The organism is Pseudonocardia sp. EC080619-01 (assembly GCF_001420995.1).
In the GTDB taxonomy this organism is placed as follows: domain Bacteria; phylum Actinomycetota; class Actinomycetes; order Mycobacteriales; family Pseudonocardiaceae; genus Pseudonocardia.
Map to the genome: position 1 here is coordinate 4,886,129 of NZ_CP012184.1, position 26,232 is coordinate 4,912,360.

Consider the following 26,232-nt stretch of genomic DNA (forward strand, 5'->3'; position numbering starts at 1 on the left):
GAGAACGATGACTGCGCTGCGCGTGGCGGTGGTGGGTTCCGGACCGGCCGGGATCTACGCCGCCGACACCCTGCTGAAGTCCGACGCCGACGTCGCCGTCGACCTGTTCGAGAAGCTCCCCGCGCCGTTCGGCCTGGTGCGCTACGGCGTCGCGCCCGACCACCCGCGGATCAAGCAGATCGTGAACGCGCTGCACCGGGTGCTCGACAACCCGGCCGTGCGGCTGTTCGGCAACGTCCACTACGGCACCGACGTCACCCTCGCCGACCTGCGCGAGCACTACGACGGCGTGATCGTCGCGACCGGCTGCGAGCGGGACCGCGACCTGGAGATCCCGGGGATCGAGCTGCCGGGCAGCCACGGCGCCGCCGAGTTCGTGCAGTGGTACGACGGCCACCCCGACGTCGGGCGCGAGTGGACGCTCGACTCGTCGTCGGTCGCCGTGATCGGGGCGGGCAACGTCGCGCTCGACGTCGCGCGGGTGCTCGCGAAGTCCGCCGAGGACATGCTGAGCACGGAGGTCCCCGACTCGGTGCACGCCGGCCTGGCCGTCAACCCCGCCACCGACGTGCACGTGTTCGCCCGGCGCGGGCTCGCCCAGGCGAAGTTCAGCCCGATGGAGCTGCGGGAGCTCGACCACGTGCCCGGCCTCGAGGTGATCGTCGACCCCGAGGACGTCGAGTTCGACGACGGCTCGATGGAGCAGATCCGCGCCACCAAGCACGTCCAGATGGTCGTCAAGATCATGCAGGACTGGGCGCTGCGCGACCACCGCGGCGACCCGCGCCGCATCCACCTGCACTTCTTCGCGAAGCCGGACCGCGTGCTGGGCACCGACCGGGTCGAGGGCCTGCGCGTGGAGCGCACCGAGTACACCGGCGACGGCAACGTCCGCGGGACCGGCGTCTTCACCGAGTACCCGGTCGGCGCCGTCTACCGGGCCGTCGGCTACACCGGGTCCGAGCTCGCCGAGCTGCCGTTCGACGCGGCCCGCGGCGTGATCCCCCACGAGGCGGGCCGGGTGTCCGGCGTGCCGGGTGTCTACACCGTCGGCTGGATCAAGCGCGGTCCGGTCGGCCTGATCGGGCACACGAAGGGCTGCGCGCTCGAGACCGTCGGCAGCCTGCTCGCCGACGCCCCCGGCCTCCCGAAGGCGCCGCAGCGCGACCCGGAGGCCGTGCCCGCCCTGCTGGACGGCCGCGGCGTCCCCTTCACGACGTGGGACGGCTGGCTCGCCCTGGACAAGCACGAGCGCGGCCTCGGCGAGGAGCGCGGGCGCGAGCGGATGAAGGTCATCCCGCGCGAGGACATGGTGGGGATCAGCCGGGCCGGCTGAGTCCCCGTACGGCCACCCGACGAGGCCGGGACCACCCGGCTGCGCCGGTCGCCGGGGTGGGCGGTCGCGGATCCCCGCGGCCGCCCACCCGATCGGCCCGCCGGCAGTCGCGCGTTCAGTCCGCCGGTCCGCCGCCCCCGTCCGCGGGCCCGGGCAGCCGACGGGGCTCCCGCGCCCGCACCGGCTCGCGCCGCCCGTGCCCGGGCCGCGGCACGAACAGCCACCACAGGATCCAGACGCCGGGGCCGCTCGTCAGCAGGATCGCCGTGGCCAGCCAGCCGTCCCGCCAGAAGACGCCGGCGACGATCCACCCGGCGATCCAGACGGCCATCGCCACGAGCCGGATCCGGATCCGCCGGCCGTGCTCGACCGCGAGCGGCTCGCGCAGGTCGGTGACGACCTGCACCGGCTCGCGGCGGCGTCGGCGCACGCGGCCGACGCTACGCCGACCTCTCCGTCGCGGCCCGGGTCCCCGCCGTGGTCCGGATCCCCGCTGCGACCCGGTTCAGCGCCGCGGTCCGGCTCAGCGCCGCCGGCCGCCGAAGCGGCGGTGGAACTTCTCGACCTGCCCCGCCGAGTCCAGGACCCGGGCGTTGCCCGTCCAGAACGGGTGCGACGCCGCGGTCATGTCGACCTTGACCAGCGGATAGGTCTTCCCGTCCGACCACTCGACCGTCTCCCGCGAGGTCTCGGTGGACCGGGTCAGGAACTGGTCGCCGGTGGACATGTCCCGGTAGACGACCGGGCCGTAGTCGGGGTGGATACCTGGTTTCACGGATTCCTCCTGCGCGTTCGACTGCTACCGTGATCCTAAACGACAACGGTTCCGATTTGCAGGAAGGTGCGACATGGACGGGTTCACGGCGGTCCGGTGCGCGGCCTGCGCACAGATGCCCAGCGGTTTCGACGAGGACGCGCACGGCACCGTCGCCGCGCTGCCCGGGGTCGACGAGGTGCTGGTCGAGGGACTGCGCGCGGTCGTGCAGGACAGCGCGCACGGGATGCTCGTGACGTCGGGCTGCCGGTTCGGCCCTGGCGTCTGCGCGGGCCGTCGCCCCGGGATGATGGTGCTGGTCCAGGCCTGCGACGCTGGCCGCCGTCACCCGGAGTCGCCGGTCGTGGCGGTCGGCCCGGTGCGCAGCACCGACGACGTGCGGGCGGTGACCCGCTGGCTGCAGGGCGGTGGGGCGCCGGACCCGCAGGCGCTGCCCGCCCGGCTGCGCTGCGCGATCGCACCGGAGGCGGCGCGCGGCTAGCTAGTGCTTGCGGACCGTCTCCTCGACGCCGCCGGCCCGCCAGATCGTGATGTCGAGGTGCCCGCCGGTCCGCTGGACGCACGACCCGCCCTCGATCCGGGCGACGGGGAAGAAGCCGAACTCCCGGCCGCGGACGTCGAGCCCGACCCGCTCGAACAGCATCTCCGCGTAGCGCTCGTGCAACGCCGGGTCCTGCACGTCGTCGGCGCGGCCCCACAGCTTCGCGTCGCCCTCGGTGACCTGGGTGTCGACGGTGGCGGTGTGCAGGGTGAACCGGGGGTCGCGCTGCAGGTCGTCGAACTTGCGGGTGCCGGGCATGCCGCCGATCCAGAGCTCACCCTCGAACAACCGCGGCTCCAGCGGGGAGATCCGCGGGAAGCCGTCGGCGCGGAGCGTGCCGAGCAGGCAGAGGTCGTCGGTGGCGTCGTGGCGGCGCCGGAAGACCTCGGAGACCACCGGGGCCGCTGCCGCGAACTCCGTCCAGGACGTCATGGCGGAACGGTAGGGCAGGAACCCGTTCGCGTCCCGCCGGAACCTGCGCGAGGGTCGCGGCATGACCTCGCTGCGACGGGACCCGATGCCCCTGCGCGGGCGGACCGCGCTCGTCACCGGTGGTGGGCGGCGGGGCGGGATCGGGCACGCGACGGCGTGCCGGCTCGCCGCGTACGGGGCGAGCGTCGTCGTCCACCACTTCGCCCCGCACGACGCGACCCAGGACTGGGGTGCCGACGACGTCGAGGCCGCCGTCGACGACGTCCGCGGACATCTCGTGGCCGAGGGCGCTGTCGTCGCCGGCCTGCACGCCGATCTGGGGGACCCGAGCGAGCCGCAGCGGGTCGTGGAGGCGGCCCGGCGGATCGCCGGCCCGCTGGACCTGCTCGTCGCGAACCAGGCGCTGTCCGGGTCGGACGGCCCGCTGGGGGACCTGGCCGACGAGCTCGACCGGCACTGGGCGGTCGACGCCCGCGCGTCGATCCTGCTGGCCCAGGCGTGGGCGAACGCGCACGACGACGCCCGGCCCGGCGGCGCGATCGTGCTGCTCACCTCCGGCCAGGAACGCGGCCCGATGCCCGGCGAGGTCGCCTACGCGGCCGCGAAGGCCGCTGTCGCCGGGATCACGCCGACCCTCGCCGACCAGCTCGCCGACCGACGGATCCGGGTCAACACCGTGAACCCCGGCCCGGTGGACACCGGCTACCTGGGTGCGGAGGCGTTCCGGGCGATGGCGGAGATGTTCCCGTTCGGCCGGTTCGGCGAGCCCGACGACCCGGCCCGGCTGATCGCCTGGCTGTGCACCGACGAGGCGTACTGGATCACCGGGCAGGTGATCGACTCCGAGGGCGGGTTCGCCCGGCACCGCCACGGATGGCGCCCCTGACGCGGCTACACCAGGTCGTGCCCGTCGTGCGCCCGTGACGCCGGCGGTCCCGCCGTCAGCGCGTCCGCCACCCGGGCGGCGAACACCGGCGGCATCCGGCGCGCGGCCTCGTCGGGGGAGATCCACTCGACGGCGCTGGTCTCGGCCCGCGGCCCTTGCGTCCCGGCGACGGGGGAGCAGCGGTAGGCGAGGACGACGACGTCCCGCAGCACGTTCTTGTAGACGCCGGTGAGGCGCTCGACCCGCACGGCCCCCTCATACGAGAGAGCCCCGGCCTGGTCGGGCCGGGGCTCCGGGTGATCGCTCTCGGTGCTCGCGGAGCGGACGACGGGACTCGAACCCGCGACCCTCACCTTGGCAAGGTGATGCGCTACCAGCTGCGCTACGTCCGCAGTCGCACCGTCTCCGGTGCGTGCGCGGGCGACGCTATCGCACGCCGCGACGCGCTCCGGCGGCAGGGCGGACGATGATCGTTACGGCCGGGTCGTGCCGGGTAGCCGGTGGGCAGGAACCGCACACCGGCGACGGGAGGCAGGCACATGACGGGACGGCTGGACGGCGTGACGGCGATCGTGACCGGCGCCTCGAGCGGGATCGGCGAGGCGACCGCGCGGGCGCTCTCGGCAGAGGGGGCCACGGTCGCGCTCCTGGCCCGCCGGGAGGACCGGTTGACCGGGCTCGCGGCCGAGCTGGGGCGGGCGTCGGTGCACCCGGTCGACGTGACCGACGACGACGCGCTGCACGCTGCGGTCGACGCCGTCGCCGAGCAGCACGGCGCCGTCGACGTGCTCGTGAACAACGCCGGCTTCGGCGTCTGGGGCCCGGCCGCCGACGCCGACGTCGCGGACTGGCGCAAGGTCGTCGACATCAACCTCACCGGGGTGCTGTCGACGACGCACGCCGCGTTGCCGCACCTCGCCCGGGCGGCGGTGGGCCCGCGTGGCGTGGCCGACGTCGTCACGATCAGCTCGGTGGCGGGGCGGACGGTGCCCACGCCCGCGAGCAATGTCTACGCGGCCACCAAGCACGGCGTCGGGGCGTTCTCCGAGGCGCTGCGCCAGGAGTACGCCGAGCAGCACGTCCGCGTCGGGCTGGTCGAGCCCGGCCTGGTGACTTCGGAGATGACGACCTCGGGCCACGGGCACGCCCCCGACGCGACGGCCGCCTCCGACCGGGGTGTGCTGGACCCGGCCGACATCGCCGACGCCGTCGTGTACATGGTCGTGCGGCAGCGGCACGCGGCGGTGAACGAGATGCTGGTCCGTCCGGTGGAGCAGGTCCGCTGAGGCCCGCCCGGCGGCTCAGCCGCCGACGACCGCGGTGGCCTCGATCTCGATCAGCAGGTCGGGCTCGGCCAGTGCGGCGACGCCGATCCCGGTGAGCGGCGGGCCGCTCAGCGTCTCCAGTCCCAGCCGCCTCGCGGCCCGCTCGGCGCCCTCGACGAACGCGCCCATCTTCTCCGGTGTCCAGTCGACCAGGTAGACGGTGTACTTCGCGACGTCGTCGAAGGTCGCCCCGGCCTCCGCCAGCGCCGCCGCGATGTTGACGTAGCACTGCTCGGTCTGGGCGGCGAGGTCTCCCTCGCCGATCCGGGTGCCCGCCGCGTCCCGCGCGACCTGCCCGGCGACGAAGACCAGGCGGGAGCCGGTCGCGATCGACACCTGCTGGTAGATCGGCACGGCGGGGAGAGCGGACGGGCTCTTCAGGGTGATGGTCACCGTCGAACAATAACACTGCAATGTTATAGAATTCGAGCGTGGCGAGGACGAAGGATCCGGCGGTCCGCACTGCGCTGATCGAGCGCGCGGCGCACATGCTGCGTGCCCGCGAGCCGATCACCACCCGGTCGCTGGTCACGGGCGCCGGGGTCTCGACGATGGCCGTCTACACGCACTTCGGCGGGATGGACGGGTTGTGGCGGGCGCTGCGGCAGGAGGGCTTCGTCCGGCTCGGTGCGACGTTCGGCCGGCTGCGGACCACCGACGACCCGGTGCACGACCTGGCGGCACTGGTCGCGGCCTACGCGGACAACGCGCTCGAGCACCCCGATCTGTACCGGGTGATGTTCGACGACAGCGTCGAGCTGGAGGACCTGCGTGCGGCCGACGCGACCCTGGAGTACCTCGTCCAGGCCGCCCTCCGTGGGCGGACGGCGGGACGGGTCCGCGCCGACGTCGTCCCGCTGGATCTCGCGACCCGGAGCTGGGCCGTGGGCCACGGGATCGGCTCGCTGGTCGCGAACGGGCCACTGCCACCCGCTGCGCTGGACCACGTCCCGCCGATGCTCGCGGGCGTCGTCGCGGAGGCCGGTGACGACCCGGAGCGCGCCCGCCGGTCGGTCGACTCCGCGTGGGTCGGACGGGGGCGCTGAACGACGGAATCCCCGGGCCGGTGACGGCCCGGGGATTCCGGTGATGGTGCGCGATACTGGGATTGAACCAGTGACCCCTACCGTGTCAAGGTAGTGCTCTCCCGCTGAGCTAATCGCGCGAGGCGGCGGCGGGAATCGAACCCGCGTACAGGGCTTTGCAGGCCCTTGCCTAAGCCACTCGGCCACGCCGCCGGACACCCGGCCCGTGTACGAGACCCGGCTGAGCGGACGACGGGACTCGAACCCGCGACCCTCACCTTGGCAAGGTGATGCGCTACCAGCTGCGCTACGTCCGCATTCGTACCGTTCCCGTGGCGTTTCCGCTCGTTCCCGGTGCGTTGGGAGAACAGTAGCGCACGGTCCGTGGCGGTCCACGAGGGGGGTGGGGTAGTGGAGTGTCCGCGTCGCGGGGGCGCGGCGGGCGTCGCCGGGGCCGGAAACGACAGAATCCCCGGGCCGGCGGCCCGGGGATTCCGGTGATGGTGCGCGATACTGGGATTGAACCAGTGACCCCTACCGTGTCAAGGTAGTGCTCTCCCGCTGAGCTAATCGCGCGAGGCGGAGGCGGGAATCGAACCCGCGTACAGGGCTTTGCAGGCCCTTGCCTAAGCCACTCGGCCACTCCGCCAGAGTCTGGCTGACTCTGCAGGAAGGTCCCGGCTCAGGGCCGATCCTCCGAGCGGACGACGGGACTCGAACCCGCGACCCTCACCTTGGCAAGGTGATGCGCTACCAGCTGCGCTACGTCCGCATGAGCACCGTTCTCGGGGCCTCGGCCCGTCCTCGGTGCGATGAGAGAACACTAGCACCCGCCCCGGAGGGGAGTCGTCCACCCCCCTCGCCACCACCGGATGTCCTCTCACGTGCGGAGATCGACTCCGCCCGGTGGTGGTGCGTCGGGTCAGTCCCGGGCGGTCGTGTCGAGCAGGTCCGCGAGCGCGGCGTCGAAGTCGAGCCAGGAGTACTCCGACGCGGCGGGGACGGCGTCGTAGGTCGCCTGCAGGAACTCCGACAGGGTCTGCGCCGAGGTGGTGAACAGTGCGTGGCCCGACGGGGAGGTCAGCTCGAGCTCGATCCGCGACGGGTCGTCGCTCATGGGCTGCACCCGGACGTCGCCGGTGCCGGCCGAGTCGACCAGGCCGTCGGCGAGCAGGTCGCGGGCGAAGACCCAGTCGACGGTGGAGTCGTGGCCGGTCCGGAACGAGGCCTGGACGGCGTAGGGGTCGCGGCTCGAGTAGGACAGTTCGACCTTCACGGGCACGACAGGCGCGTCCGGAGCGATGAGCTCGAACATGGCCGTCGCCCGGATCGTCTTGGACTCGTCGCGCATCGGTCATCCTCTTTCTGGGGGCGTTGCGTGGGGCGTCAGTCGGAAGAACGAGCAAGCGGCCCTCGGGGTGACGGGTCCGATGCGCATCAACGTGGATCACCACGGGATGACGCCCGATCGAGTCACACGGGTGTAACTCCGCGCTGCGGTGATGCGGCTGAACGGGCGCGCCGCCGTCCTTGCGTGTGAGGTGGGCGACGGGACACGACTACTCTCGCCGGGGTCCGAACCGATCGGGCCAGGACATCGAACACTTCAACTGTGAGGACATCGCTGGTGGCAGGCATCGCCGATCCACCGGACCGTCCGGAGCGCGGGCGGCCCGGTGAGGGTGTCGCACGCCGCGAACCTCCTCGCCGGGACGGCGCCGAGGACGTGCGGCTCGTGCAACGGATCGTGTCCGGAGACTCCACCGCCCTGGGTGAGTTGTACGACCGGTTCGGGCGGCAGGCGTACTCGCTCGCGCGACGGATCTGTGCCGACGAGGGGCTCGCCGAGGACGTCGTCCAGGAGGTGTTCCTGGCGTTCTGGCGGGACCCCTCGCGGTTCGACCCGGAGCGCGGCCGGTTCGGCACCTGGCTGCTGACGCTCGTGCACCACAAGTCGGTGGACGCCGTCCGGCGCGAGAGCGCCATCCGGCGCCGCACCGTGCCGGCGAGCGAGGACGGCGCGGAGTGGAACGCCCCGCCCGGCCCGGGTGCCGACGAGGACGCGATCGGATCGGTCGTGGCCGGCCAGGTGCGGGACGCGCTGGGACGGCTGCCCGCCGAACAGCGGCGTGTGCTCGCGCTCGCCTACTACGGCGGCTACACGCAGCGCGAGGTCGCCGCGATGACAGGGGTGCCGCTGGGCACCGTGAAGTCCCGGATGTTCACCGGGGTCGCGAGACTCCGGAACCTGCTGGGCCCCGTGATCGGGGACTCCGGCGCCGAGTGGCCCGGGGGTGTGACGTGAACGGGAACGAGAGGAGGCCCTGCCCGATGAGTGAACAGACGGTCGGCTGGGCGCTGCACGCTCTCGAGCCCGACGAGGAGCTCGAGGTGATCGAGCATCTGGCCGGATGCGCGGAGTGCCGGCGGGTCGCCGCCGATGTGGCGGGTGTCACGACGGGCCTCGCCACCGCGCTCCCGCAGTACGAGCCCCCGCGCGGCCTCCGTGACGCGATCATGGAGGAGGCACGACGCACCCCCCAGGCGGGGCGCGGCCACGGCGAGCGTGTGGTGCCGGGGGACCGGATCGGCAGCGGGCCCGCCGGACCCGAGTACGTCGTGCCGTCCCCCGGGCGCCGACCGGCACCCGCACTCGTGCCGCCGAGGCAGTCGCCGTCGTCGCGCCCGGAGCCGGCGCGTGGGGGAGCGGAGCGTCCCGCGGCCGGCCCCGGCCGCCGTCGCGCGCGTCGTGGACCGTCCGGTCGTACGGGCCGGGCGCTGCTCGCCACCGCCGCGATCGTGGCCGTCCTCGTCGGGGGCGGGGTGCTCGCCGGGCAGATCCAGGCGCTGCGTTCCGAGCGGGACGCGAGCATCGCGCAGGCCCAGCAGATGGAGGACGTCCTCGGGGCGCTCGCCAAGCCGGGCACGACGCACGCGTTCCTCGCGTCCCCGACCGACCCGTCCGCGGCGCCGATGGCCGCGGTGATCGTGCAGGACGGCAGGCCCGAGGTCATGCCGATGGCACTGGCGCCGAACCAGGTCGACGACCAGACCTACGTCCTCTGGGGTCTGAACGGTGACGCGAACCCGCAGGCCGTCGGAACGTTCGACGTCCGTACGGGAATCAACAGCCCGATGTCAGTAGCATCGCCCGGGAGCGGGACGTACGAGCAGTACGCGGTCTCGCTCGAGCGCGGGCGGGTCGCTCCGCCCGCGCCGTCGGCAGTAGTCGCGGCTGGGCGGGTGGAGACCTGAGTACGACGGAGCAGAACGACACCGGGACGACGGTGACGGGGCAGCGACCCCGCCGCCGTCGCTACACCGGGCTCCGGACGTGGTTCCGGAAGACCAAGGTCCGCTACCGGATCTTCCGGGCCGGTGTGGCGCGGAACCCGGTCCTGGACATGACCTACCGGATCACGGCGGGCGTGCTAGGCACGGCCATCGTCGTGATCGGGATCATCGCGCTCCCGGCCCCCGGGCCGGGCTGGGCGATCATCTTCCTCGGGCTGGGGGTGCTGGCCGCCGAGTTCCACTGGGCCAAGCGGCTGCTGCACTGGGTCCGGGTCCGGTACGACGCCTGGGTGGCCTGGATGGGCCGCCAGACCCGGGTGGTCCAGGTGCTGGTGATGACGGCGATCCTGGGCGTCGTCGCGCTGTGCGCCTGGGCGGTGGGGGTCTTCGAGACCGTCGGCGGGTGGGTCGGGATCGAGTGGGCCTGGCTGAAGTCCCCGCTCATGCCGCTGCTCCAGCCGCCGCCCCCGCCGGTCGAGATCCCGGGGTCGACGATGGTCACGCCGTCGCAGTGATCGGGATCGACCCCCGTGAACGGCGGTGGGACGGGCTGTGTAGAGTACGTACTACCGCTGAGGGCGATTAGCTCAGGGGGAGAGCGCTTCGTTCACACCGAAGAGGTCACTGGTTCGATCCCAGTATCGCCCACGCAGGTCAGAGGCCCAATCCGATCCATTCGGGTTGGGCCTCAGTCGTTCCCGGAGTGCATTTCCGGATCACCGCAGCCCCGCCATTCCCGCGGCCTGCTCGTGGTCGTGGGCCCGGGCGGGCCGCGTCGCTGCCTCCCACCTCCCGACCGGCGACTGGCGCGCGCACGACCGCCACTGCGGCCGGCCCGAGATGTAAGGAACTCGCACTCCGGATTGCCCGAAGGCGCGTCGACGATGACGGGCATGTCCCGTTCACGATCCCGGGGTGCGCCTCCGGGATCGACCTGAAGCGAGTCGGCAGCCTCCGGGGCGACGATGCGGACATGGCTCCTGACGCGCTGTTCGTCGCTGTCCTCCTGTTCGAGTCGACATCGTCGGCGCCGAGCTGTCGACCGCTCTACCGCGAGGACGTCCTCATGCTGCGCGCGCCGTCACTGGACGGCGCCCAGGGCCTTGCCGAACGACACGGGCACGACGCCGAGACCTCCTTCACGAACCACGCTGGGGAGACGGTCAGTGATCGCCTGGTGCGCGTCGTCGATGTCGCCCCGGCTCTGAGCGACGACTTCACGACGACAGTCGTCGACGTGTACAGCCGCCACTTCCGCGACATCGCGGCGTACCGGCGGTTCGACCCCTTGTGCGACGGCGAGCAGCTCTGACCACGAGCAGCAGGGCGGGCCCTGACCCCGCTCTCGAGACATCCGTACCGGGCCAGGTGAAACCCTGATGCCGTTCTCTTTCCCCGTCGTCACAGTCACGGACATGAACGCGGTACCGGAGCCGGCGGACCAGGAGCACGCAGGCGTGTGGGAACTCAGGATCGGTGTGTTCTGCACGGCTGAGCAAGCCAGAGAGCTGACCGACAAGATCCAACTGATGCTCTGCCCCGACCCGATGCATCGATCTCCATGTCCGATCCCCTGGTCGACGGCACACTGGAAACTGGATGACGATGAGGCCGTCGAGAACTACCCGGAGTTGATCGAGCAGGCGCGGATCGAGCAGCACGGTGGTGGGCCCGCCGCGGGACCAGCCGAGTGAGGGCAGCTCCACGCCGATGCCAGCCCAGTGTCGCCAGTGTCAGAACCTCTGGTCACGTCATCGAAGAGCCGGATCTGACCAGGGATTTCGTTGTGTCCGGGGATGTTCCCGGAGCTCATTTCCGGAGCCTGCTTTCCAGGCCGGCTCCGGAACGACCGGTCAGATCCGCAGTGCAGGCGGGGGCGCCTGCAACCCTCGACCGGTCCCCCGGTGACGGCCTGAGGAGGATTCGCGGGAACCATCAGTCCGATGGTCGTGGGGTGAGCAGGCCGAGGGGGTCGACGCTGTAGGCGACCATCCAGGTGGGGTCGATGCGATACCAGACGTTCTCGTCCCAGAACGGGTTGTCGCCATCGTCGTCGTAGTGGTCGACGAGGTAGTCGCGGACGTCCGGCCAAGTCGGGTCGCTGCTCGTCCCCTCGGGGTTCAACGGAATGGCGTGTCCGTGCGTGAAGATGCCGAGCTGCTCGCCGCGCATGAAGGTCGCGCTGATGCCGGGCCGCGCTGCGAGATGGCGGGCTTTCGCGGCCTGGCGGTGGGTACCCATGATCCAGCGGCCGTGCAGGAAGTGCCCGTCGGCGCCGCTGATGCGTGGCTCGCCGCGCCGGGTGACTGTGGCGATGGCCAGTGTGCACATGCCCTGGCAGGCGTGGACGACCTGCTCGGCGTCCAAGGTGCTCTCACCTGGCCGAACGATCGACTTCAGGTGGTCGCTGGACGCGGCAAGCGACTTGTCGAGCAGGACCTGGAGGCTGCGAAGCTCGTCCGGAGTTTCGAACATTCGGCTAGGTAATCAGCTGCCACCGACAGCGAGGCCGTCGAGCTGCGCACTGAGGGAAGAACGCGCTCGGGACCGGAATTCTCACTGCGCGGATCCGCTACGGCCTGGCCGCGTACCGGCCGCTACTGAACGCCCTTCCTCCAGGAAGAGGCCGTCGCCGGGTGTCGATCACCGACCGGACCACCGATGGGTCGGGTCCCGCGCGCACCGGGTTCCACCGGCCGTCATGCTCCGGGCTTCCCGGCGGCCAGGTCGGCGGCGGTCCAGGCCATCGCGATCGCGCCGTCGAGGACCGCGCGGTCGGCCGCCGGGCTGATGGCGGCCGCGGTGAACTCGGGCTGGTGGTTCACCGCGGGGGCGCAGTCCAGCCCGAGCATCGGGTGGATCGTCGGCACGACGTGCGAGACGTTGCCCATGTCGGTGGCCGCCCCCACGACACCTCCCGAGGGTGGGTCCGGGAACGTGCGGCCGAGCGCTTCGGCGTTGGCCCGGTAACGGGCCAGCAGCCCGGGGTCGGGGCGCAGGTCGGCGTAGTCGGGGCAGGCCGGGACGAGTTCGAGATCGCAGCCGGTCGCCAGGGCGCCGGCCTCGAAGCAGCGTTGCACCCGCCGGGTCAGCGGTCCCAGCTCGTCGACGGTCCCGGTCCGGACGATCCATCGGCCGCGGCCGAGGTCGGGGATCACGTTGGCGGCGGTCCCGGCCTCGGTGACCACGCCCTGGATCCGGTCGGTGCCGGTGGTCTGCTGGCGGAGCAGCCCGATCGCGACCTGGGCGACGGTCATCGCGTCCGCGGCGTTGATCCCGCGCTCCGGATAGGCACCCGCGTGCGCGGGGACGCCCCGGTAAGTCACGTCGAACACGGAGACCGCCGAGCCGGGCATCGCCGCCATCTCGACGGCTGCGGGGTGCACCATCATGGCGGCGTCGAGGCCGTCGAAGGCCCCGCGCTCCAGCATCAGCACCTTGCCGCCGCCGCCCTCCTCGGCGGGTGTGCCGAGAACGGTCACCGTCAGCCCGAGGTCGTCGGCGACCCGCGCCAGCCCGAGCCCGGCGCCGACGGCCGCGGCGGCGATGACGTTGTGCCCGCAGGCGTGCCCGATGCCGGGCAGCGCGTCGTACTCCGCGCAGATCCCGACGTGCACCGGGCCGGTCCCGATCGTCGCGCGCACCGCGGTCGGCAGGCCGTGGCACCCGTGCTCGACGGCGAAGCCGGCCCCGGCCAGCGCTTCGGCCACCCACGTGCTGGCGCGGATCTCGGAGAACGCGAGCTCGGGGTGCGCGTGGATCCGGTGTGACAGCGCCACCAGGTCGGTGCCGGCCGCCCGGATCCGCCCCTCGACGTCGCGCCGCAGCCGGTCGGGGGCGGTCGGCGGCGCGGTCACGGCGCGCCCACGTGCACCGTCGCCGGGCGGGTCGCGGCGTCGAAGGCGGCGTGCGATCCGGTCGCGCCCATCCCGCTGTCCCCGGACGGCTCGTAGACCCGGCCCGGTCCGCCGCCCTGCCACTGGTTCACCCAGGTCACCGCGGCCGGCACGGACCCGGCCGACGCGATGTGGGCGGGATCCGAGGTGTAGACGGTGCACGCCAGGCCGAACGGCGAGTCGCCGGCCCGTGCGATGCCCTCCTCCCAGGAGTCGACGATCCGGACCGGCGCGACCGGGCCGAACGTCTCCTCGGTCATGACGAGCATCGACTCGTCGACGCCGGTGAGCACCGTGGCGGGGTAGAAGCTGCTCGGCCCGGGCGGGACGGCCCCGCCGACGAGCACGGTCGCCCCGCGGTCGACGGCGTCGGTGACGTGGCGGTGCACGATCTCCCGCTGACGCCGGTCGACGAGCGGGCCGAGCACCGTCTTCTCGTCGCGGCCGTCGCCGGTGGTGTAGCCGGCCGCGGCCTCGCAGAGTGCGGTCACGAACGCCGTCGCGACGTCGCGGTGCACGTAGATGCGTTCCATCGACGTGCAGATCTGTCCGGTGTTGACGAACGCCCCGAACGCGACGGCCTGCGCGGTCGCGACCGGGTCGACGCCGGCGTCGACGATCACCGGGTCCTTGCCGCCGAGCTCCAGCACGGACCGGTGCAGGCTGTGCCCGGAGCTCGCGCCGACGGCGCGCCCGGCCGCGACCGAGCCGGTGAACCGGACCAGGCCGACCCCCGGGTGCCCGGCGAGCGGACCGCCCGCGCGGACGTCGCCGTGCACCAGGACGAGCACGCCGTCGGGCAGGTCGAGCAGCTCGACCAGCCGCGTGCTGGACAGCGGGGAGCGCTCGGACGGCTTGAGGACGACCGTGTTGCCCGCCGCCAGCAGCGGTCCGATCGCGATCAGCACGTTGAGCACCGGGAAGTTCCACGGCGTGATCACCGCGGCGACGCCCAGCGGGTGGCGCAGAACGCGGGTGGAGCTCCCGTTCGGATGCGTGGTCGTGGTGTCGAACGTGTAGCTGCGGGCGTCGGCCAGTGAGCCGCGCAGCGCGGCGACGCCGTTCGCGATGAAGGTCGCGCCCAGCCCGACCGGCTTGCCCATCTCCCGGCACTGCAGCTCGGCGAGCTCGTCCGTGTGTGCGGCAACGGTGTCGGCGACCCGCTCCAGGTGTGCGAGGCGCTCGTCGAGCGACAGCGCGGACCACGCCGGCCGGGCCGCGGCGGCGGCCGTCACCGCGCGGTCGACGTCCTCGGCGCAGCCCACCGGCCACCGGGCCACGAGCTCGTCGGTGGCCGGGTCGACCAGGTCACCGGTCCCGTCGGCGGCCGATGCCGTCCAGTGGCCCCCGACGTGGTTCTGCAGCGTGCGCACGGCAGGGATCGCGCTCCTCGGGTCGTGGACGGGGGCGGTCACGAGCGGCCGAGCCGGTCGGCCATCAGCTCGCCGGCCATGATCGCGGCGAGGTTCGTGTTCGCCCGCGGGACGGACGGGAAGATCGAGGCGTCGACGACGTGCAGCCCGTCGACGCCGAGCACCCGGCAGCCCGGGTCGACGACGGTGTCCCCGCTCGCCGGGTCACCCATCCGGCAGGTGCTGGTGGCGTGCTGGGCGTCGGCGGCCGTGGCCAGGAGGTGGTCGTCGAGCTGCGCGTCGTCGTCCAGGATCGAGAGCAGCCGGCCGTTCACCCGGTCGACCGGTCCGTCCGAGATGGCGGCGACGTCGTCGCCGCGGGCCATCGTGACCAGTGCGCGCAACCCGGAGCGCAACCGGGAGAGGTCGCGCTCGTCGGAGAGCATCGCCTCCCGGACCTCGGGATGGGCGGTGGGGTCCGCCGAGTTCAGGGTGACCGAGCCGCGGGAGTGGGCCTGGTTGACCCAGACCCCGAAACCGCCCGCACCGAACCGGACGTCGGCGCTCTCCATCGACAGGACGTTCTGGTTGAGCGACACGAACATCATGTCCAGCGGCAGCGCGTCCTGCGCGTCGCTCGTGTAGCGCACGCAGACGTTGGTGTGCCGGTCGTCGGCGGTGCGGATCGCCGAGGCCTCGTTCAGCGGGATGGCCACCCCGACCATCGGGTGGTCCTGCAGGCCGGCGCCGACCGGGAGGTCGGCGACGACGTCGATCCCGAGTCCGCGCAGCGCACCGGCCGGGCCGACGCCGGAGCGCATCAGCACCGCGGGGGAGTGCACCGCACCGGCGCTCAGCACGACGACATCCGCCCGCTCCTCGACCGGGACGCCGTCGGCGAGGTACCGGACACCCCGTGCACGGCCGTGCTCGATCAGCACGCGGTCGACGAGGGCGTCGCCCCGGACGGTGAGGGCACCGGACCCGCGCACCGGCTCCAGGTAGCCGTCGTTGACGGTGACGCGGCGACCGTGCCGGGAGTTGATCGGGTAGGGCGAGACACCGCTCGCGCCCGGCGCGTTGACGTCCTCGGCCGGGGCGTGGCCCGCTGCCAGCGCGGCCGCGTGCAGCGCGGTGTCGACCGACCCCCAGTCCGCGCGGGCCATCCGGTGGATCGGGGTCGGCCCACCGAGGCCGTGGTACGGCTCGGCGCCGAACTGCTCGTCGTCCTCGGACCGGGCGAAGTAGGGCAGCACGTCGTCCGGGGACCAGCCGGTGCACCCCTGCCGGACCCAGTCCGTGAAGTCCTCCATCGGCGGCCGGATGGCGATCTGCCCGTTGATCGAGGAGCTGCCGCCGGTGCCGCGGCCCCGCCAGTAGAGAGCGGGCTCCTGCTTGTCGGTCCGGGTCGCGAGCAGGCCCGACCACACCAGCGGCGCGCTCGCCGCCGGGTCGATCAGTGCGCGCACCGGGTTCGGGGAGCGCCAGACCTCCGCCATCTCCGCCGAGCGGAAGTCGGGGCCGGCCTCGAGGAGCAGGACGCGTCGTCCCTGCTCGGAGAGGCGGCTCGCGAGGACGGCGCCGGACGAACCGGCCCCCACCACGATGACGTCCCAGCCGTTCCTGGTCACGGACGAACCTCCGCCGGACGGGGCAGCATCCCGGACGGGGCCGCCGATGGCCGGTACTATCAGCGTTTCCTGAACTCTCAGTCAATAGCGAAAATTCAGAGCTGATCGAAATGAGGTCGGTATGGTCGCCTCGGGCACCCGTTCGGCGGACGCGGAGGTCCTGATCGACGACTTCGCGTCGGTCCTCGGCCGGACCATGGGCTGGCCGCCGATGGCCGGACGCACGGCCGGGGTGCTGATGCTCGCCGAGGGGGCGATGTCCGCTCAGCAGCTGCAGGCCGACGTCGGTGCCAGTGCGGGGTCGATGTCGGAGATCACCCGCCTGCTGATCACCAACGGCGTCGTGCAGCGGGTCAAGGCGCCGGGTGCACGGCACTTCGTCTACGAGTGGCGTGCGGACGCCTGGGTCGGCTGCCTGGAACACCAGCTCCGGCAGACCCGGGACCTGCGCGACCTCGCCCACCGGACGGAGGCGAACGGGGCCGCCCTGCCGGAGACGCAGCGCCGCAGGCTGCACGACATGGCCGGGTACTACGACTTCATGGTCGCCCGCCTGACGGCGTTGCTCGAGGAGTACCGGGCCGGTCTCTAGCGGTCGGCGATCCCGGACAGCGTCGGCGCCGTCCGCAGCGGGACCACCTCCACCATCGAGATCACCGTGCTGGAGCGCACGACCCCGGTGCAGCCGAGCAGCCTGCCGGTGATCCGGTGCAGGTCGGCGTTGTCCGCGGCGACGACGCGGACGTGCAGGTCGCCGTCCCCGGTGATCGCGTGCATCTCGCACACCTCGGGCACCGCGGCGATCTCGGCGATCGTCGCGTCGGCGTCCCCCTGGCTGATGGCCAGCGTCAGGAACGCGAGCACCGGGAGCCCGGCGTGCGCGGGCCGGACGCGCACGCTCGGCGGGGCGAGGGCGCCGTCGGCATCGAGCCTGCGCAGCCGTGCGTGGACCGTGTTGCGGGCCAGGCCCAGGCGCTCGGCGAGGGCCACGACGGTCGCGCCGGGGTCGTCGTCGAGCGCGAGGAGGATCCGGGCGTCGGTCCCGTCCAGAGGGCGCACGATGACCATCTCCTGTTCATGCCTCGCCGTAGGATGACGCATTCTGCGCAGTCGATCGGTCGAGTATTGCGCAGAGCGATGCACCGTCGTCAGCTGGGGTCATGCAGACCGTGACCGTTGCGCAGTACCTCGCCCGCCGGCTGGGCGAGCTGGGCGTCGAGCACCTGTTCGGTGTTCCCGGCGACTTCAGCCTCACCCTGCTCGATCACATGCTCGCCGAGGGACGCCAGGAGTGGGTCGGGTCCCCGAACGAGCTGGGCGCGGGATACGCCGCGGACGGCTACGCCCGCACCCGGGGCATGGCCGCGATGGTCACGACGTTCGGCGTCGGCGAGCTCAGCGCGATCGACGCGGTCGCGGGCGCCTACGCCGAGAACGTGCCGCTGGTCCAGATCACCGGCGTTCCGCCCACGACGTCCGCCGCCGCGGGACGGCTGCTGCACCACACGCTCGGCGACGGCGACTTCGGCCGTTTCGCCCGCGCCTACGCCGAGGTCACCGCCGCCGGTGCCGTCCTGACCGCCCGGGACGCCGCGGAGCGGATCGACGACGTCCTGGCCACCGCGGTCCGCGAGCTGCGTCCGGTCTACCTGGCCGTACCGGTCGACGTCGCCACCGCACTGGTTCTCGCACCGGCGGCCCCGCTCCCGCTCACCGCGACGGACGAGCGCGCGGTCGGCCGGTTCCGGTCCGCCGCCGCCGACCTGCTCGGCGGGGCCCGCAGCGCCGTCCTGGTGGCCGGCCACCTCGTGGAGCGCTCCGGCGCCGTCGACCGGTTCGCCCGGCTGGTCGACGCGGCCGCCTCCCCGGTCGTCACCCTGGTCTCCGCCCGCGGCGCCGTCGACCCCGGCTCGCCGCACTTCGCGGGGGTCTACTGCGGAACGATCGGTGCCAAGCGGGCGATCCTCGCCGTCGACACCGCGGACGTCGTGATCGAGGCCGGGACGCTGATGGCCGACGCCGTGACCGGGATGTTCTCGCACCGCGACGATCCCGCCCACACCATCCACCTGGGCCTGCACGGCGCCACGGTGGCCGGGTCGCGGATCGACGGCGTGCCGTTCGCGACCGCTCTGGACGTGCTGACCGAACTGGTCGACGGCGCTGCGCTGCGCCGCGACCTGCCCGACACCGCTCCGGAGGGCCCCGAGGCCGGTCCGGCGCTCGACCAGGCGACGCTGTGGGCGCACCTGGAAGGCTGGTTCCCGCACGGGCACCGGCTGGTCACCGACATCGGCACCACGTTCTGGGGCGCGGCCGGGATCACGCTGCCGGCAGGCTCCGACGTCGTCGCGCAGCCGGTGTGGTCGTCGATCGGCTACGCGCTGCCCGCCGCGCTGGGCTGCGCCGTCGCCGACCCGGAACGACGACCGGTGCTGGTGATCGGTGACGGTGCCGCCCAGATGACGGTGCAGGAGCTCAGCACGCTCGCGCGGCTGCCGCAGCCGCCGGTCGTGATCGTCGTCGACAACTCCGGCTACACGATCGAACGCGCTCTGCAGAGCCCGGCGGCGGTCTACAACGACGTCGCCCCATGGGACTGGTGCGCGCTCGCCCGTGCGTTCGCGCCCGGCGTGCCGATGGTGACGGCCGAGCCGGCGACGCCCGGCGAGCTGGACGAGGCCCTGGCCGCGGTGTCCTGTTCACCGGACAGCCTGGTCGTGCTGCACGTGCGGACCGATCCGCTCGACCTGCCCGCCGGACTGCGCGGTCTGGCCGACAACTACCACGGGCGCTGAGACGCCGAGGAGGGTCGGCGCAGCGCCCCGGGCGCGCGGTCATGCACTGCGCCGCGTCCCCGGCGGGCTGGTGCGAGAGCACCTCATGCACTCGTTCGAGGAAGGTCCGGGAGTGAGCCGGCCTCGTGCGAGGTGAACGTGCGCCATGCTCGCCCGATGGGCCGTATCGACTACTTCCAGGACTCTGACGCCCCGCAGGCGAACAGCGTCGTCCCGTCCACCACCGCCGCGGTGCGGGACGACCGTGGGCACCTGCTCATGATCCACAAGGTCGACAACGACAAGTGGGCTCTTCCGGGCGGCGGCATGAATCTGGGTGAGTCGATCTCCGAGGCCGCCGTCCGCGAAGTTGCCGAGGAGACCGGCCTGACCGTCGAGATCACCGGGCTCGTCGGCATCTACACCGACCCCGGCCACGTCATGGCCTACGACGACGGCGAGGTCCGCCAGGAGTTCTCCGTGTGCTTCCACGCCCGGCCCACCGGCGGCACGCTGCGCGAGGACGGCACCGAGACGAAGGCGGCGAAGTGGGTCGATCCTGCCGACATCCCCGACCTGACCATCCACCCGTCCATGCGCCGGCGGATCGACGACGCCCTCCGTGGCGATTCCACGCCGCGGATCAGCTGAGCCGCGCTCGTTCGAGGTGCCGTGTGGTCCGGTCGATTGCGGCCTCGATCGAGGTTCGCGCCGTCGTCATCGCCCGGGCGACCGCGGAGTCCGGCTCGTAGCGCTCCAGGATCTCGTCGAGCCGTTCCGGGTAGCTCATCCGCTGACCTCCCGGCCCGGTGGTCATGTCCGCAGTCCAGAGTGCATCGGCCACTGGCGAGCGTTCGCGCTCCCAGCGGGCGAGGCGGTCGCCGAGACCGCGCTCTGCCACTTCGTAGGACGCTGCCGAGTGGTGGGCGACCAACGCGCACAAGCGCTCCGGGTAGCCCTCGCGCTCCAGGTGCGCCGCGCCGTCGACCTGTTGGCTCCCGGCGTCCCGGACGGCGGGGGAGTAGCCGATGTCGTGCAGCCACGCCGCGACCACCAGTAGCTCTCGGCCGTCGTCGGTGACGGCAGGGGGCACACTGCCGCAGGCCGCGACGTGGACCGGGACGCTGCGCGTCACTGACCCGGGCGTCAACATGAGTGAGCAACCGCCGAAGGTCGACACGGTCGGCGGCACGTCGACCGTGCGGTTCGATTCCGGCGACGGCACTCTTGCGGTGGATGGCGGGTGCCGGCCGCGCTGTGGACCGAGGAGCGCGACCCGACATACGAGAAGTGCGTCGCTCAACTCGAGGTGCGGCCCCGCGTCAGCATCTTTTGATGCTCGCTTTTTGCAAGCACTAGCAAGTGCTCTCCGTGGCGGCGATCGAACATAATGACCATTCTCGGCTCGACCGACCTGGGCGAACACGACCCGTGGGTGCTATCCGCGCTGCAAGTACTCGAAATATCCGATCATCCGCTTGCCGCTGGATGGTCATCCAGCCATGCGGACTGGCCACAGCGCGACGCGCGCAGCAGTGCTGCAAATACGCGACCACGATCTACTTCGTGACCACTTCAACCGCCATTCGGTTGATCTGCGCTACGGCGAACAAGATCATTGGTACTTGCAGCTATCATGCAGCAGACCAGATGTGTGACGCGCTTATGTGTGATCCGCCTGCATTGACGCGAATAGCTGGCTCGTGCTTGTATTGTCGAGCTTCGGATTTCCCCAGTGTGGCGAAGCTCCGAGTCGCACGTTCCGCGCGCGATTTCGGTCCGATCCCTGCGATCACCTCTGATTCGTAGGGTGCCCATCTAGTTTGGAGTCGCGTCATGACCACCACCGAGAAGCCGTCCAACTCCAGCATCGATATCTCCGACGTCGTCGCACTGGTCAACACCGAGGAGGTGGAGGACTCCGCTATTCGGGTCGACCGTCTTCTCACGGATCAGAGTGTCAACCGCCAGCCGATGAACATGGTTGCATTCGACTAATCGGCGATACGAGGTTCGAGAGGAAGCGAGGAGCTGGATGTACTATCTTTACGGTGACGACGAGATCATCCAGAATGTCTTCCGTTTGTCGCGCTCAGGTAACACAGGGGCGGTGACCACCCTTGGCGACCTGCGAGAGCAGTACCTCCGCTTCCTCTCGGACCCTCGCTTCGAGGCGCCAGTCAACCACTCCGATGATGTGTTCATCACTGACCCGGCGACGGCCGATGCGATCGCCCGTGCGTACTCGGGGGGTAACCTGAACGACCTCGATCAGAGCACGATCATCGGTGACGCGTTCACGCCTGAGGAGCACGCGAAGCGTATCGCACAAGTACGCCCAGCGATCGATCGAATTGCAGATCGGGATGCCACTCTGCATGCGATGTTTGAGCTAGTGATCCACTCGATCTTCATCAAGAAGACAAACCGTGTCAGCGACGGATCCGCCGCGCACGGTGGCTCGTCGAGCAATGCGATCGGGTCCATCTGGCTCTCGCTGAACGACGATCTGTCGACCGATGACATCTGCGAGCTGCTCATTCACGAGCTAACTCATCACCTCCTGTTTATCGACGAATATTGCCATTACCACTTCGAGTACTCACTCATCGGCGAACCCGCAAATTTCGCACAGTCCGCTATTCGGAAAAGCAAGCGACCGCTCGACAAGGTCGTCCATAGCATCGTCGTCGCCGCAGAGCTGGTCAGCGCGCGCTCTGCGATACTGGATGAGGGCGCCTGCACCCCCCGGAAGGTTCATCCTGATACCCCTACAGTAATCAGCGCAACGATCGACGCTTGCGACAGCGTCCTCGCACTTTCGAACCTGCCTGAGCTGGTGTCAGATCGGACCGTCGATCTGGTTAATCGGTCGAAGCGTAGATGTCTCGACGCGCGCTCAGCTACTGCTCTCGTGGAGGAGGCGTGACGATGGCTATCCCTGAGTATGATGCGCTGGTGGAATGCGCCGAGCGCATCAGCAACGAATGAGGACGCAGCGGGCGAGACCTCGATGATTTCCCGGAAATCGTATTAGATCTTACCCGCAACCTTGATCTCAGGTACTTTGGCGACCTCACGAACCTGTACCGGGTCGGCATGGATCCTGCCGTGGGTGATCTCCAGCAGCCTTCGACGTTTTCCGACTTGTATTTCAAGCTATATGACGATGGTCACTACTGGGTGGAAGTCCTTAACTGGTGGGCCAGTGATCTGAATATCCACGACCACGATTTCTCCGGTGTACAGTTTCAGCTATCGGGCAAGTCACTGGATGTCACCTTCAAGTTCCAGGGTGACGACATTCAGGAAGGTGTGCAGCCGGGGCGATTTGATATCAACCAGGCGACAGTCTGGACTCCGGGGACTGCATCAGTTGTTCTGCCAGGTGACGCCGCGCCGCACTCTGTCTGCCATCTGAACCTGCCTACCGTCAGCCTTCTCTTCCGCACCTATCCGGTGGCCGAGCTCGGGCCCCAACGCAACTACTTCCCGCCGGATGTGCGTGGCAGCTACAAGGTGGCGACGACGGCGATGCGAACTCGCCTGAAGATCATGCGCATGCTCTCACGGTCTGACCCGGATGCATTTCGCGAGGCGTTCCGGGGCACTACACAGGGCCAGACTGTGCAGGCAAACTTGTTCACCGTTATCAAGATGACCGACATCCTGTTCACTCCGCAGTATTCTGCGCTGCTGGCAGAGTTGGCGAGTAGCGATGTCCTGCTCGGTGATGTTGTTGTGAACGCGGGAGCGCACTACCGATCAACAGATTTTCTTAAGGCCCTCATGAAGGAGCGGCCGGGATCTGGCAGCCTCGGGGATGGCTCGGTCAGCATCGCGGCACTGGCCAGCAGCTGGGACGAGCACAGCCTCAACATGATCCTCAGTCAACTGTCGGATGCGGGGTGGAAGACCGATGTCGGTGGGGCGCTCAGTCGAGCAGTCGGCGACGGCTCACTCGCCGGCGCAGGCGACGCCGACCGGATCCTCAGACGGTACGGGCTCACGATGGCCGACGTGTAAACACCCGCCGAGGCCGAGCTGTTCCGCGTTGGCACGCGGTATCCGTGGCTCGGTTAGTATTCCAACTGAGCAAGGAGGCAAAGCGGCGTTAGGGCGGGGGCAGTGGCGTGCGATCGGCGATAGAAGTGCGCGTCGTCACGACGTCGGCCGCCACAAACCTCTCTGATGGGATTCTCAGGCTGGCCCTGCCTCTGTTGGCGATCCGCTCCGGAGCTAGCCCATTCGAGGTCTCCCTGCTGGTGGGTGCGCTGCTCGCTCCTTGGCTTCTGGGAAGCCTGCTGGCCGGCGTTGTCATCGATCGCTCACGCAAGTCTTCCCTGATCAGAGCGTCGAACGCGATTCGAGCGGTGGTGCTGGCCGGGCTACTGGTCGGCGTAGTGATGACCAGTGCTGCGCCACCACTGCCGCTGCTGCTCACAGTCGCTCTGATGTGTGGATTCTCGGAGATCTTCTCTGACCTCAGTGCGCAGAGCGCGGTCCCGCAGATCGTCTCGGACGAGCGTCTGGACTCTGTCTACGGAAGAGTCTCGGTAGTCCAGAACACCAGCAACACCCTCGTAGGTCCGGCATTGGGTGGGCTTCTGTTCAACTGGAGTCCACCAATGGCGCTGGTGTTCGTGATCGTGAGCTACCTGTCGGCAGTGGCCATCTTCCCCACGACCCCCGCGAGCGAACGCCGGGCAACTCGCGGTGTCGCGGCGTTTGCGAAGGAAGTCGGCGGTGGCTTGGCAGCCATCAGGGCCGACTCATGGCTGGTACGTGCCGTCACCGCTGTCGGTGCGATGAACTTCGCCTCCGGTGCCAGTCTGGCGGTCCTCGTCTCCTACGCGGTATCGGCGGAAGGGCTGAGACTCAGTAGCGTCGAGTACGGCCTCCTTCTTGGGTGCTCCGGCGTGGGCTCGGTCCTCGGCGGACTCCTCGTGAGTGGCGTGATCAAGCGGACCGGCGCAACCGCTGCTGTGATGATTGGTGCGCTCGCACTGACTGTGAACATCGGCGCGCCGTCAGTCTCCACGAATCCGTTCGTCATCGGAGCACTCATGCTCCTGTGCAGCGCAGCTGGCATGCTCTTCGCGATCCAGGTGATATCCGCAAGGCAGCGGCGCGTCCCTGCCGACCTTCGAGGGCGTGTCAATGCCGCATTCCAGCTCGTCGGTCTAGGGTCTGCCCCACTCGGCGCGATCGCCGGTGGCGCGGCGGCATCACTCGTCGGGCAACGGCCGATCTTCATCCTGTTCGCCGCTGCTGCCGCCACCATCGTCCTTATCGCACGTCCCTGGAGACTGAACGAGGTCCCAGCGCCCAACGTCGAGACGATCGCCGACGAGAGCCGTTGACCACGCACAGATTCGTTCGTGGCAGGTCGAGCAGGCACGGGCGGAGGCCCGTGTCGCCGGAGCCCACGGCCCCTGCCTGCTCAACTTGTGCTGGCGGTTGGTCTGCGGCGCCGTCGTGATGCTGGCCTCATCGAGGTCGTAGCTGGCGCTTTGCGGAGCGTTTGGAAGTGAGCCCGAGAAGTTCCCGCCGGATGTCCAGGTCACAAGCGTTCTGCTTGGCTTCACGGGCTTCGAGATAGACCTCGAGCACTCCGTGCCTGTCCAGTTCCGGGAGGACACGGGCCAGGCAGAGCCGCCGACGTCGCTCGGAGCCGGCGTTGATGTCGACTCTGATCACGATCAGATGCAGTGCAGGTAGGTCGGCGATGGCGTCAGTGAGCAGCCTGCGCCGTGAGCGGTCCTCGTCGTACCGGTGGAGCTTGCGCTGCCCTCACAGCCGCAACGCCGCGACCGTGGCGCATCCCCGCGTGACTGGTTCGGATCGTCTGGGTGGTCCAAAGCACGGCATGGTTGCGTTTGTCCAGGTCTTGCGGCCTCCTGGCCCTCCAGGATGGACCGGGGACTTGGCACCTTTCATAGCGATGATGTCGACGGTGAGTGCTTTCGATCTGCGCTGGAGACGGTGGTCGGCTGGTCTCGACTCATTGCTGACCGTTCCGCGACGGATGGAGATTCGCCACCTTCTGCTCGAGCTGATCTTCGAGCTCGTCGATCGTCACGGACGGGGAAGCCGCCAGCGCGTCGCGAAGGCGCTCCGCGGACCAGCCGACCCGCCTGGCCGCGCGGAGAAAGTGAAGGTCGGACATGGCGACCGTGTATCGCTCGGAGACGATGACTCGCAGCCACTCGTCAAGGACGTCGTCCGGAGGCGGAGGAGAGGTGCTCCGCTCGACCAGCAACAGCATCATCGTCAGATCGTTCGTCGCTCGGTCGGCCACCTCCGGACGTCCGATGGCGGTTGCCCAGCCTGCCAGCAGTGGACTGCCGTCCTCGGTCATCGGTCACTCCTCGTGGACGCCGGTGGGGAGCTGAAGGATCCGGTCTGCACGTGCGCAACGACGCGGGCGTGAGCCCGACAGAGTGTGAGGGAGTCGGGCTTCCTGCGAGTGACTTCTCGCCGATCGTCACTTCTGTCGATCCGGCCCGCCGCCGACTAACGAACGCCCGGTTGCGCCGGATGGACGTGCATGACTACTCCGAACTCCCCGCAGCCGACCCCCTACGAGCTGGCCCAGTGGCAGCAGTACCAGGCGTGGCAGCAGCACCAGGCCTGGCAGCAGCACCAGGCCGCCGCGCGTTCCGAGTCCGCCCGCAAGCTCGCCGGCTGGGCCATCGCCTGCGGCGGGCTCGGCTTGCTGGTGTTCGGCATCGTCCTCGGTCCGATCGCCTTCGCGCTGGGGCTCACCGCGTACAACCAGCTCCTGCCGGGGCAGCGCGGCAAGAACGACGCGGTCGGGGCGATGGTCCTCGGCGTGATCGACATCTTCGCGTTCTTCGTGATCATGGCGATGCTCTGATCTGCGGCGCGACAGGCACACTCCTGATGCCCCGTCGGCGGACAGGTCCACCACTGAGCAGCGGTGAGCAGCGGTCACCCCG

Annotated in this window: 31 protein-coding genes and 8 tRNA genes; 19 read left to right on the top strand and 20 right to left on the bottom strand. The window is 70.4% G+C overall.

Annotation, left to right across the window (positions count from 1 at the left end; genetic code table 11):
- Positions 1 to 7: 7 nt before the first annotated feature.
- Entirely contained in the window at positions 8 to 1,336 is a 1,329-nt protein-coding gene (locus AD017_RS22940) for an FAD-dependent oxidoreductase (protein ID WP_174521764.1), read from the top strand.
- A gap of 115 nt (positions 1,337 to 1,451) precedes the next feature.
- On the opposite strand, the gene AD017_RS22945 is transcribed toward AD017_RS22940, so the two are convergent.
- Positions 1,452 to 1,766 carry a hypothetical protein gene (locus AD017_RS22945; RefSeq protein WP_060575515.1) on the bottom strand — a complete coding sequence of 105 codons (315 nt, stop codon included), beginning with the start codon at positions 1,764 to 1,766 and terminating at the stop codon, positions 1,452 to 1,454.
- Positions 1,767 to 1,859: 93 nt separating this feature from the next.
- Entirely contained in the window at positions 1,860 to 2,111 is a 252-nt protein-coding gene (locus AD017_RS22950) for a type B 50S ribosomal protein L31 (RefSeq protein WP_010231297.1), read from the bottom strand.
- 73 nt (positions 2,112 to 2,184) lie between these two features.
- On the opposite strand from AD017_RS22950, the gene AD017_RS22955 reads away from it, so the two are divergent.
- Positions 2,185 to 2,592, top strand: coding sequence for a hypothetical protein (locus AD017_RS22955; protein WP_060575516.1), 408 nt, complete (start codon positions 2,185 to 2,187; stop codon positions 2,590 to 2,592).
- Here the strand turns inward: AD017_RS22955 and AD017_RS22960 are convergent, their stop codons facing one another.
- Positions 2,593 to 3,084: a pyridoxamine 5'-phosphate oxidase family protein gene (locus AD017_RS22960; protein ID WP_060576560.1), complete on the bottom strand. Its 492-nt coding sequence runs from the start codon at positions 3,082 to 3,084 to the stop codon at positions 2,593 to 2,595.
- 61 nt (positions 3,085 to 3,145) lie between these two features.
- Here AD017_RS22960 and AD017_RS22965 point away from each other — a divergent pair, with 61 nt between their 5' ends.
- Positions 3,146 to 3,970, top strand: a complete 825-nt coding sequence (locus AD017_RS22965) for an SDR family oxidoreductase (RefSeq protein ID WP_060575517.1) — start codon at positions 3,146 to 3,148, stop codon at positions 3,968 to 3,970.
- A 5-nt stretch (positions 3,971 to 3,975) separates the two neighbouring features.
- Here AD017_RS22965 and AD017_RS22970 read toward each other — a convergent pair whose 3' ends face one another.
- Positions 3,976 to 4,218 (bottom strand): hypothetical protein, encoded by a 243-nt coding sequence (locus AD017_RS22970; RefSeq protein WP_060575518.1) that lies wholly within the window; start codon positions 4,216 to 4,218, stop codon positions 3,976 to 3,978.
- A 71-nt stretch (positions 4,219 to 4,289) separates the two neighbouring features.
- Positions 4,290 to 4,362, bottom strand: a tRNA-Gly gene (locus AD017_RS22975).
- A 147-nt stretch (positions 4,363 to 4,509) separates the two neighbouring features.
- On the opposite strand from AD017_RS22975, the gene AD017_RS22980 reads away from it, so the two are divergent.
- Positions 4,510 to 5,256 carry an SDR family oxidoreductase gene (locus AD017_RS22980; RefSeq protein ID WP_060575519.1) on the top strand — a complete coding sequence of 249 codons (747 nt, stop codon included), beginning with the start codon at positions 4,510 to 4,512 and terminating at the stop codon, positions 5,254 to 5,256.
- A gap of 15 nt (positions 5,257 to 5,271) precedes the next feature.
- Here the strand turns inward: AD017_RS22980 and AD017_RS22985 are convergent, their stop codons facing one another.
- Positions 5,272 to 5,688: a RidA family protein gene (locus tag AD017_RS22985; RefSeq protein WP_060575520.1), complete on the bottom strand. Its 417-nt coding sequence runs from the start codon at positions 5,686 to 5,688 to the stop codon at positions 5,272 to 5,274.
- Between the two features lie 38 nt (positions 5,689 to 5,726).
- Between AD017_RS22985 and AD017_RS22990 the strand changes: the two genes are divergently transcribed.
- Positions 5,727 to 6,341, top strand: coding sequence for a TetR/AcrR family transcriptional regulator (locus tag AD017_RS22990; protein WP_060575521.1), 615 nt, complete (start codon positions 5,727 to 5,729; stop codon positions 6,339 to 6,341).
- A 44-nt stretch (positions 6,342 to 6,385) separates the two neighbouring features.
- Here the strand turns inward: AD017_RS22990 and AD017_RS22995 are convergent.
- The 7 genes from AD017_RS22995 to AD017_RS23025 all read right to left on the bottom strand — a co-directional run bounded on the left by AD017_RS22995 (position 6,386) and on the right by AD017_RS23025 (position 7,671).
- Positions 6,386 to 6,460, bottom strand: a tRNA-Val gene (locus AD017_RS22995).
- Between the two features lies 1 nt (position 6,461).
- A tRNA-Cys gene (locus AD017_RS23000) sits at positions 6,462 to 6,533 on the bottom strand.
- Between the two features lie 31 nt (positions 6,534 to 6,564).
- Positions 6,565 to 6,637 (bottom strand) — tRNA-Gly (locus AD017_RS23005).
- Between the two features lie 184 nt (positions 6,638 to 6,821).
- A tRNA-Val gene (locus AD017_RS23010) sits at positions 6,822 to 6,896 on the bottom strand.
- 1 nt (position 6,897) lies between these two features.
- A tRNA-Cys gene (locus tag AD017_RS23015) sits at positions 6,898 to 6,969 on the bottom strand.
- Between the two features lie 50 nt (positions 6,970 to 7,019).
- Positions 7,020 to 7,092, bottom strand: a tRNA-Gly gene (locus AD017_RS23020).
- Positions 7,093 to 7,242: 150 nt separating this feature from the next.
- Positions 7,243 to 7,671, bottom strand: coding sequence for an SsgA family sporulation/cell division regulator (locus tag AD017_RS23025; RefSeq protein ID WP_010244145.1), 429 nt, complete (start codon positions 7,669 to 7,671; stop codon positions 7,243 to 7,245).
- 276 nt (positions 7,672 to 7,947) lie between these two features.
- On the opposite strand from AD017_RS23025, the gene AD017_RS23030 reads away from it, so the two are divergent.
- The 6 genes from AD017_RS23030 (at position 7,948) to AD017_RS23055 (ending at position 11,308) form a co-directional block, all read left to right on the top strand.
- Entirely contained in the window at positions 7,948 to 8,625 is a 678-nt protein-coding gene (locus tag AD017_RS23030; RefSeq protein WP_010244147.1) for an RNA polymerase sigma factor, read from the top strand.
- Between the two features lie 26 nt (positions 8,626 to 8,651).
- A complete protein-coding gene (locus tag AD017_RS23035) occupies positions 8,652 to 9,575 on the top strand; it encodes an anti-sigma factor (RefSeq protein ID WP_060575522.1) in 924 nt (307 codons plus the stop codon).
- A gap of 32 nt (positions 9,576 to 9,607) precedes the next feature.
- Entirely contained in the window at positions 9,608 to 10,129 is a 522-nt protein-coding gene (locus tag AD017_RS23040; RefSeq protein WP_010241056.1) for a TIGR02611 family protein, read from the top strand.
- A gap of 61 nt (positions 10,130 to 10,190) precedes the next feature.
- Positions 10,191 to 10,262: transfer RNA gene (locus AD017_RS23045), tRNA-Val, on the top strand.
- 325 nt (positions 10,263 to 10,587) lie between these two features.
- Positions 10,588 to 10,926 carry a DUF4288 domain-containing protein gene (locus AD017_RS23050; RefSeq protein ID WP_060575523.1) on the top strand — a complete coding sequence of 113 codons (339 nt, stop codon included), beginning with the start codon at positions 10,588 to 10,590 and terminating at the stop codon, positions 10,924 to 10,926.
- Between the two features lie 103 nt (positions 10,927 to 11,029).
- Entirely contained in the window at positions 11,030 to 11,308 is a 279-nt protein-coding gene (locus AD017_RS23055) for a hypothetical protein (RefSeq protein WP_060576561.1), read from the top strand.
- Positions 11,309 to 11,549: 241 nt separating this feature from the next.
- Here the strand turns inward: AD017_RS23055 and AD017_RS23060 are convergent, their stop codons facing one another.
- The 4 genes from AD017_RS23060 to AD017_RS23075 form a co-directional block, all read right to left on the bottom strand.
- Positions 11,550 to 12,089: a pyridoxamine 5'-phosphate oxidase family protein gene (locus tag AD017_RS23060; protein WP_060575524.1), complete on the bottom strand. Its 540-nt coding sequence runs from the start codon at positions 12,087 to 12,089 to the stop codon at positions 11,550 to 11,552.
- A gap of 224 nt (positions 12,090 to 12,313) precedes the next feature.
- On the bottom strand, positions 12,314 to 13,471 hold the full coding sequence (locus AD017_RS23065; protein ID WP_202968904.1) for a M20 family metallopeptidase: 1,158 nt from the start codon (positions 13,469 to 13,471) through the stop codon (positions 12,314 to 12,316).
- Positions 13,468 to 14,883, bottom strand: a complete 1,416-nt coding sequence (locus tag AD017_RS23070) for an aldehyde dehydrogenase (RefSeq protein WP_060575525.1) — start codon at positions 14,881 to 14,883, stop codon at positions 13,468 to 13,470. The genes AD017_RS23065 and AD017_RS23070 overlap by 4 nt, the downstream gene beginning before the upstream one ends.
- A gap of 38 nt (positions 14,884 to 14,921) precedes the next feature.
- Positions 14,922 to 16,493 (bottom strand): GMC family oxidoreductase, encoded by a 1,572-nt coding sequence (locus tag AD017_RS23075; protein ID WP_060575526.1) that lies wholly within the window; start codon positions 16,491 to 16,493, stop codon positions 14,922 to 14,924.
- 121 nt (positions 16,494 to 16,614) lie between these two features.
- Here AD017_RS23075 and AD017_RS23080 point away from each other — a divergent pair, with 121 nt between their 5' ends.
- The gene (locus AD017_RS23080) at positions 16,615 to 17,085 is read left to right on the top strand and encodes a GbsR/MarR family transcriptional regulator (protein ID WP_060575527.1); all 471 of its coding nucleotides are present in this window, start codon (positions 16,615 to 16,617) and stop codon (positions 17,083 to 17,085) included.
- Here AD017_RS23080 and AD017_RS23085 read toward each other — a convergent pair.
- Positions 17,082 to 17,561 (bottom strand): Lrp/AsnC family transcriptional regulator, encoded by a 480-nt coding sequence (locus AD017_RS23085; protein WP_060575528.1) that lies wholly within the window; start codon positions 17,559 to 17,561, stop codon positions 17,082 to 17,084. The genes AD017_RS23080 and AD017_RS23085 overlap by 4 nt on opposite strands.
- 92 nt (positions 17,562 to 17,653) lie before the next feature.
- Here AD017_RS23085 and AD017_RS23090 point away from each other — a divergent pair, with 92 nt between their 5' ends.
- Both AD017_RS23090 and AD017_RS23095 read left to right on the top strand, forming a co-directional pair.
- A complete protein-coding gene (locus tag AD017_RS23090; protein ID WP_060575529.1) occupies positions 17,654 to 19,291 on the top strand; it encodes an alpha-keto acid decarboxylase family protein in 1,638 nt (545 codons plus the stop codon).
- A 156-nt stretch (positions 19,292 to 19,447) separates the two neighbouring features.
- Entirely contained in the window at positions 19,448 to 19,921 is a 474-nt protein-coding gene (locus tag AD017_RS23095; protein WP_060575530.1) for an NUDIX domain-containing protein, read from the top strand.
- Here the strand turns inward: AD017_RS23095 and AD017_RS23100 are convergent.
- Positions 19,914 to 20,462 (bottom strand): HD domain-containing protein, encoded by a 549-nt coding sequence (locus AD017_RS23100; protein WP_227013348.1) that lies wholly within the window; start codon positions 20,460 to 20,462, stop codon positions 19,914 to 19,916. The genes AD017_RS23095 and AD017_RS23100 overlap by 8 nt on opposite strands.
- A 644-nt stretch (positions 20,463 to 21,106) precedes the next feature.
- Between AD017_RS23100 and AD017_RS35450 the strand changes: the two genes are divergently transcribed.
- The 4 genes from AD017_RS35450 to AD017_RS23115 all read left to right on the top strand — a co-directional run bounded on the left by AD017_RS35450 (position 21,107) and on the right by AD017_RS23115 (position 24,633).
- Complete coding sequence (locus AD017_RS35450; RefSeq protein WP_168170463.1) at positions 21,107 to 21,268, top strand: hypothetical protein; 162 nt, start codon at positions 21,107 to 21,109, stop codon at positions 21,266 to 21,268.
- Between the two features lie 37 nt (positions 21,269 to 21,305).
- Complete coding sequence (locus tag AD017_RS23105; RefSeq protein ID WP_060575531.1) at positions 21,306 to 22,199, top strand: HEXXH motif-containing putative peptide modification protein; 894 nt, start codon at positions 21,306 to 21,308, stop codon at positions 22,197 to 22,199.
- A gap of 182 nt (positions 22,200 to 22,381) precedes the next feature.
- Positions 22,382 to 23,296, top strand: coding sequence for a hypothetical protein (locus AD017_RS23110; RefSeq protein ID WP_060575532.1), 915 nt, complete (start codon positions 22,382 to 22,384; stop codon positions 23,294 to 23,296).
- Between the two features lie 125 nt (positions 23,297 to 23,421).
- Positions 23,422 to 24,633 carry an MFS transporter gene (locus tag AD017_RS23115; protein ID WP_168170464.1) on the top strand — a complete coding sequence of 404 codons (1,212 nt, stop codon included), beginning with the start codon at positions 23,422 to 23,424 and terminating at the stop codon, positions 24,631 to 24,633.
- 641 nt (positions 24,634 to 25,274) lie between these two features.
- Here the strand turns inward: AD017_RS23115 and AD017_RS23120 are convergent.
- Complete coding sequence (locus AD017_RS23120) at positions 25,275 to 25,631, bottom strand: hypothetical protein (RefSeq protein WP_060575534.1); 357 nt, start codon at positions 25,629 to 25,631, stop codon at positions 25,275 to 25,277.
- A gap of 189 nt (positions 25,632 to 25,820) precedes the next feature.
- On the opposite strand from AD017_RS23120, the gene AD017_RS23125 reads away from it, so the two are divergent.
- On the top strand, positions 25,821 to 26,150 hold the full coding sequence (locus AD017_RS23125; protein WP_010227319.1) for a hypothetical protein: 330 nt from the start codon (positions 25,821 to 25,823) through the stop codon (positions 26,148 to 26,150).
- Positions 26,151 to 26,232 lie beyond the last annotated feature (82 nt).

Excerpts from the sequence above, each read along its gene's own strand:
- AD017_RS23055 (WP_060576561.1), top strand. The coding sequence starts at position 11,030 with ATGAACGCGGTACCGGAGCCGGCGGACCAGGAGCACGCAGGCGTGTGG.
- AD017_RS23060 (WP_060575524.1), bottom strand. The coding sequence starts at position 12,089 with ATGTTCGAAACTCCGGACGAGCTTCGCAGCCTCCAGGTCCTGCTCGAC.
- AD017_RS22980 (WP_060575519.1), top strand. The coding sequence starts at position 4,510 with ATGACGGGACGGCTGGACGGCGTGACGGCGATCGTGACCGGCGCCTCG.
- AD017_RS23105 (WP_060575531.1), top strand. The coding sequence starts at position 21,306 with ATGTACTATCTTTACGGTGACGACGAGATCATCCAGAATGTCTTCCGT.
- AD017_RS23095 (WP_060575530.1), top strand. The coding sequence starts at position 19,448 with ATGGGCCGTATCGACTACTTCCAGGACTCTGACGCCCCGCAGGCGAAC.
- AD017_RS23025 (WP_010244145.1), bottom strand. The coding sequence starts at position 7,671 with ATGCGCGACGAGTCCAAGACGATCCGGGCGACGGCCATGTTCGAGCTC.
- AD017_RS23080 (WP_060575527.1), top strand. The coding sequence starts at position 16,615 with ATGGTCGCCTCGGGCACCCGTTCGGCGGACGCGGAGGTCCTGATCGAC.
- AD017_RS23120 (WP_060575534.1), bottom strand. The coding sequence starts at position 25,631 with ATGACCGAGGACGGCAGTCCACTGCTGGCAGGCTGGGCAACCGCCATC.
- AD017_RS23035 (WP_060575522.1), top strand. The coding sequence starts at position 8,652 with ATGAGTGAACAGACGGTCGGCTGGGCGCTGCACGCTCTCGAGCCCGAC.
- AD017_RS22955 (WP_060575516.1), top strand. The coding sequence starts at position 2,185 with ATGGACGGGTTCACGGCGGTCCGGTGCGCGGCCTGCGCACAGATGCCC.
- AD017_RS23050 (WP_060575523.1), top strand. The coding sequence starts at position 10,588 with ATGGCTCCTGACGCGCTGTTCGTCGCTGTCCTCCTGTTCGAGTCGACA.
- AD017_RS23085 (WP_060575528.1), bottom strand. The coding sequence starts at position 17,561 with ATGGTCATCGTGCGCCCTCTGGACGGGACCGACGCCCGGATCCTCCTC.
- AD017_RS23090 (WP_060575529.1), top strand. The coding sequence starts at position 17,654 with ATGCAGACCGTGACCGTTGCGCAGTACCTCGCCCGCCGGCTGGGCGAG.
- AD017_RS23125 (WP_010227319.1), top strand. The coding sequence starts at position 25,821 with ATGACTACTCCGAACTCCCCGCAGCCGACCCCCTACGAGCTGGCCCAG.
- AD017_RS22965 (WP_060575517.1), top strand. The coding sequence starts at position 3,146 with ATGACCTCGCTGCGACGGGACCCGATGCCCCTGCGCGGGCGGACCGCG.
- AD017_RS35450 (WP_168170463.1), top strand. The coding sequence starts at position 21,107 with ATGACCACCACCGAGAAGCCGTCCAACTCCAGCATCGATATCTCCGAC.
- AD017_RS22940 (WP_174521764.1), top strand. The coding sequence starts at position 8 with ATGACTGCGCTGCGCGTGGCGGTGGTGGGTTCCGGACCGGCCGGGATC.
- AD017_RS22960 (WP_060576560.1), bottom strand. The coding sequence starts at position 3,084 with ATGACGTCCTGGACGGAGTTCGCGGCAGCGGCCCCGGTGGTCTCCGAG.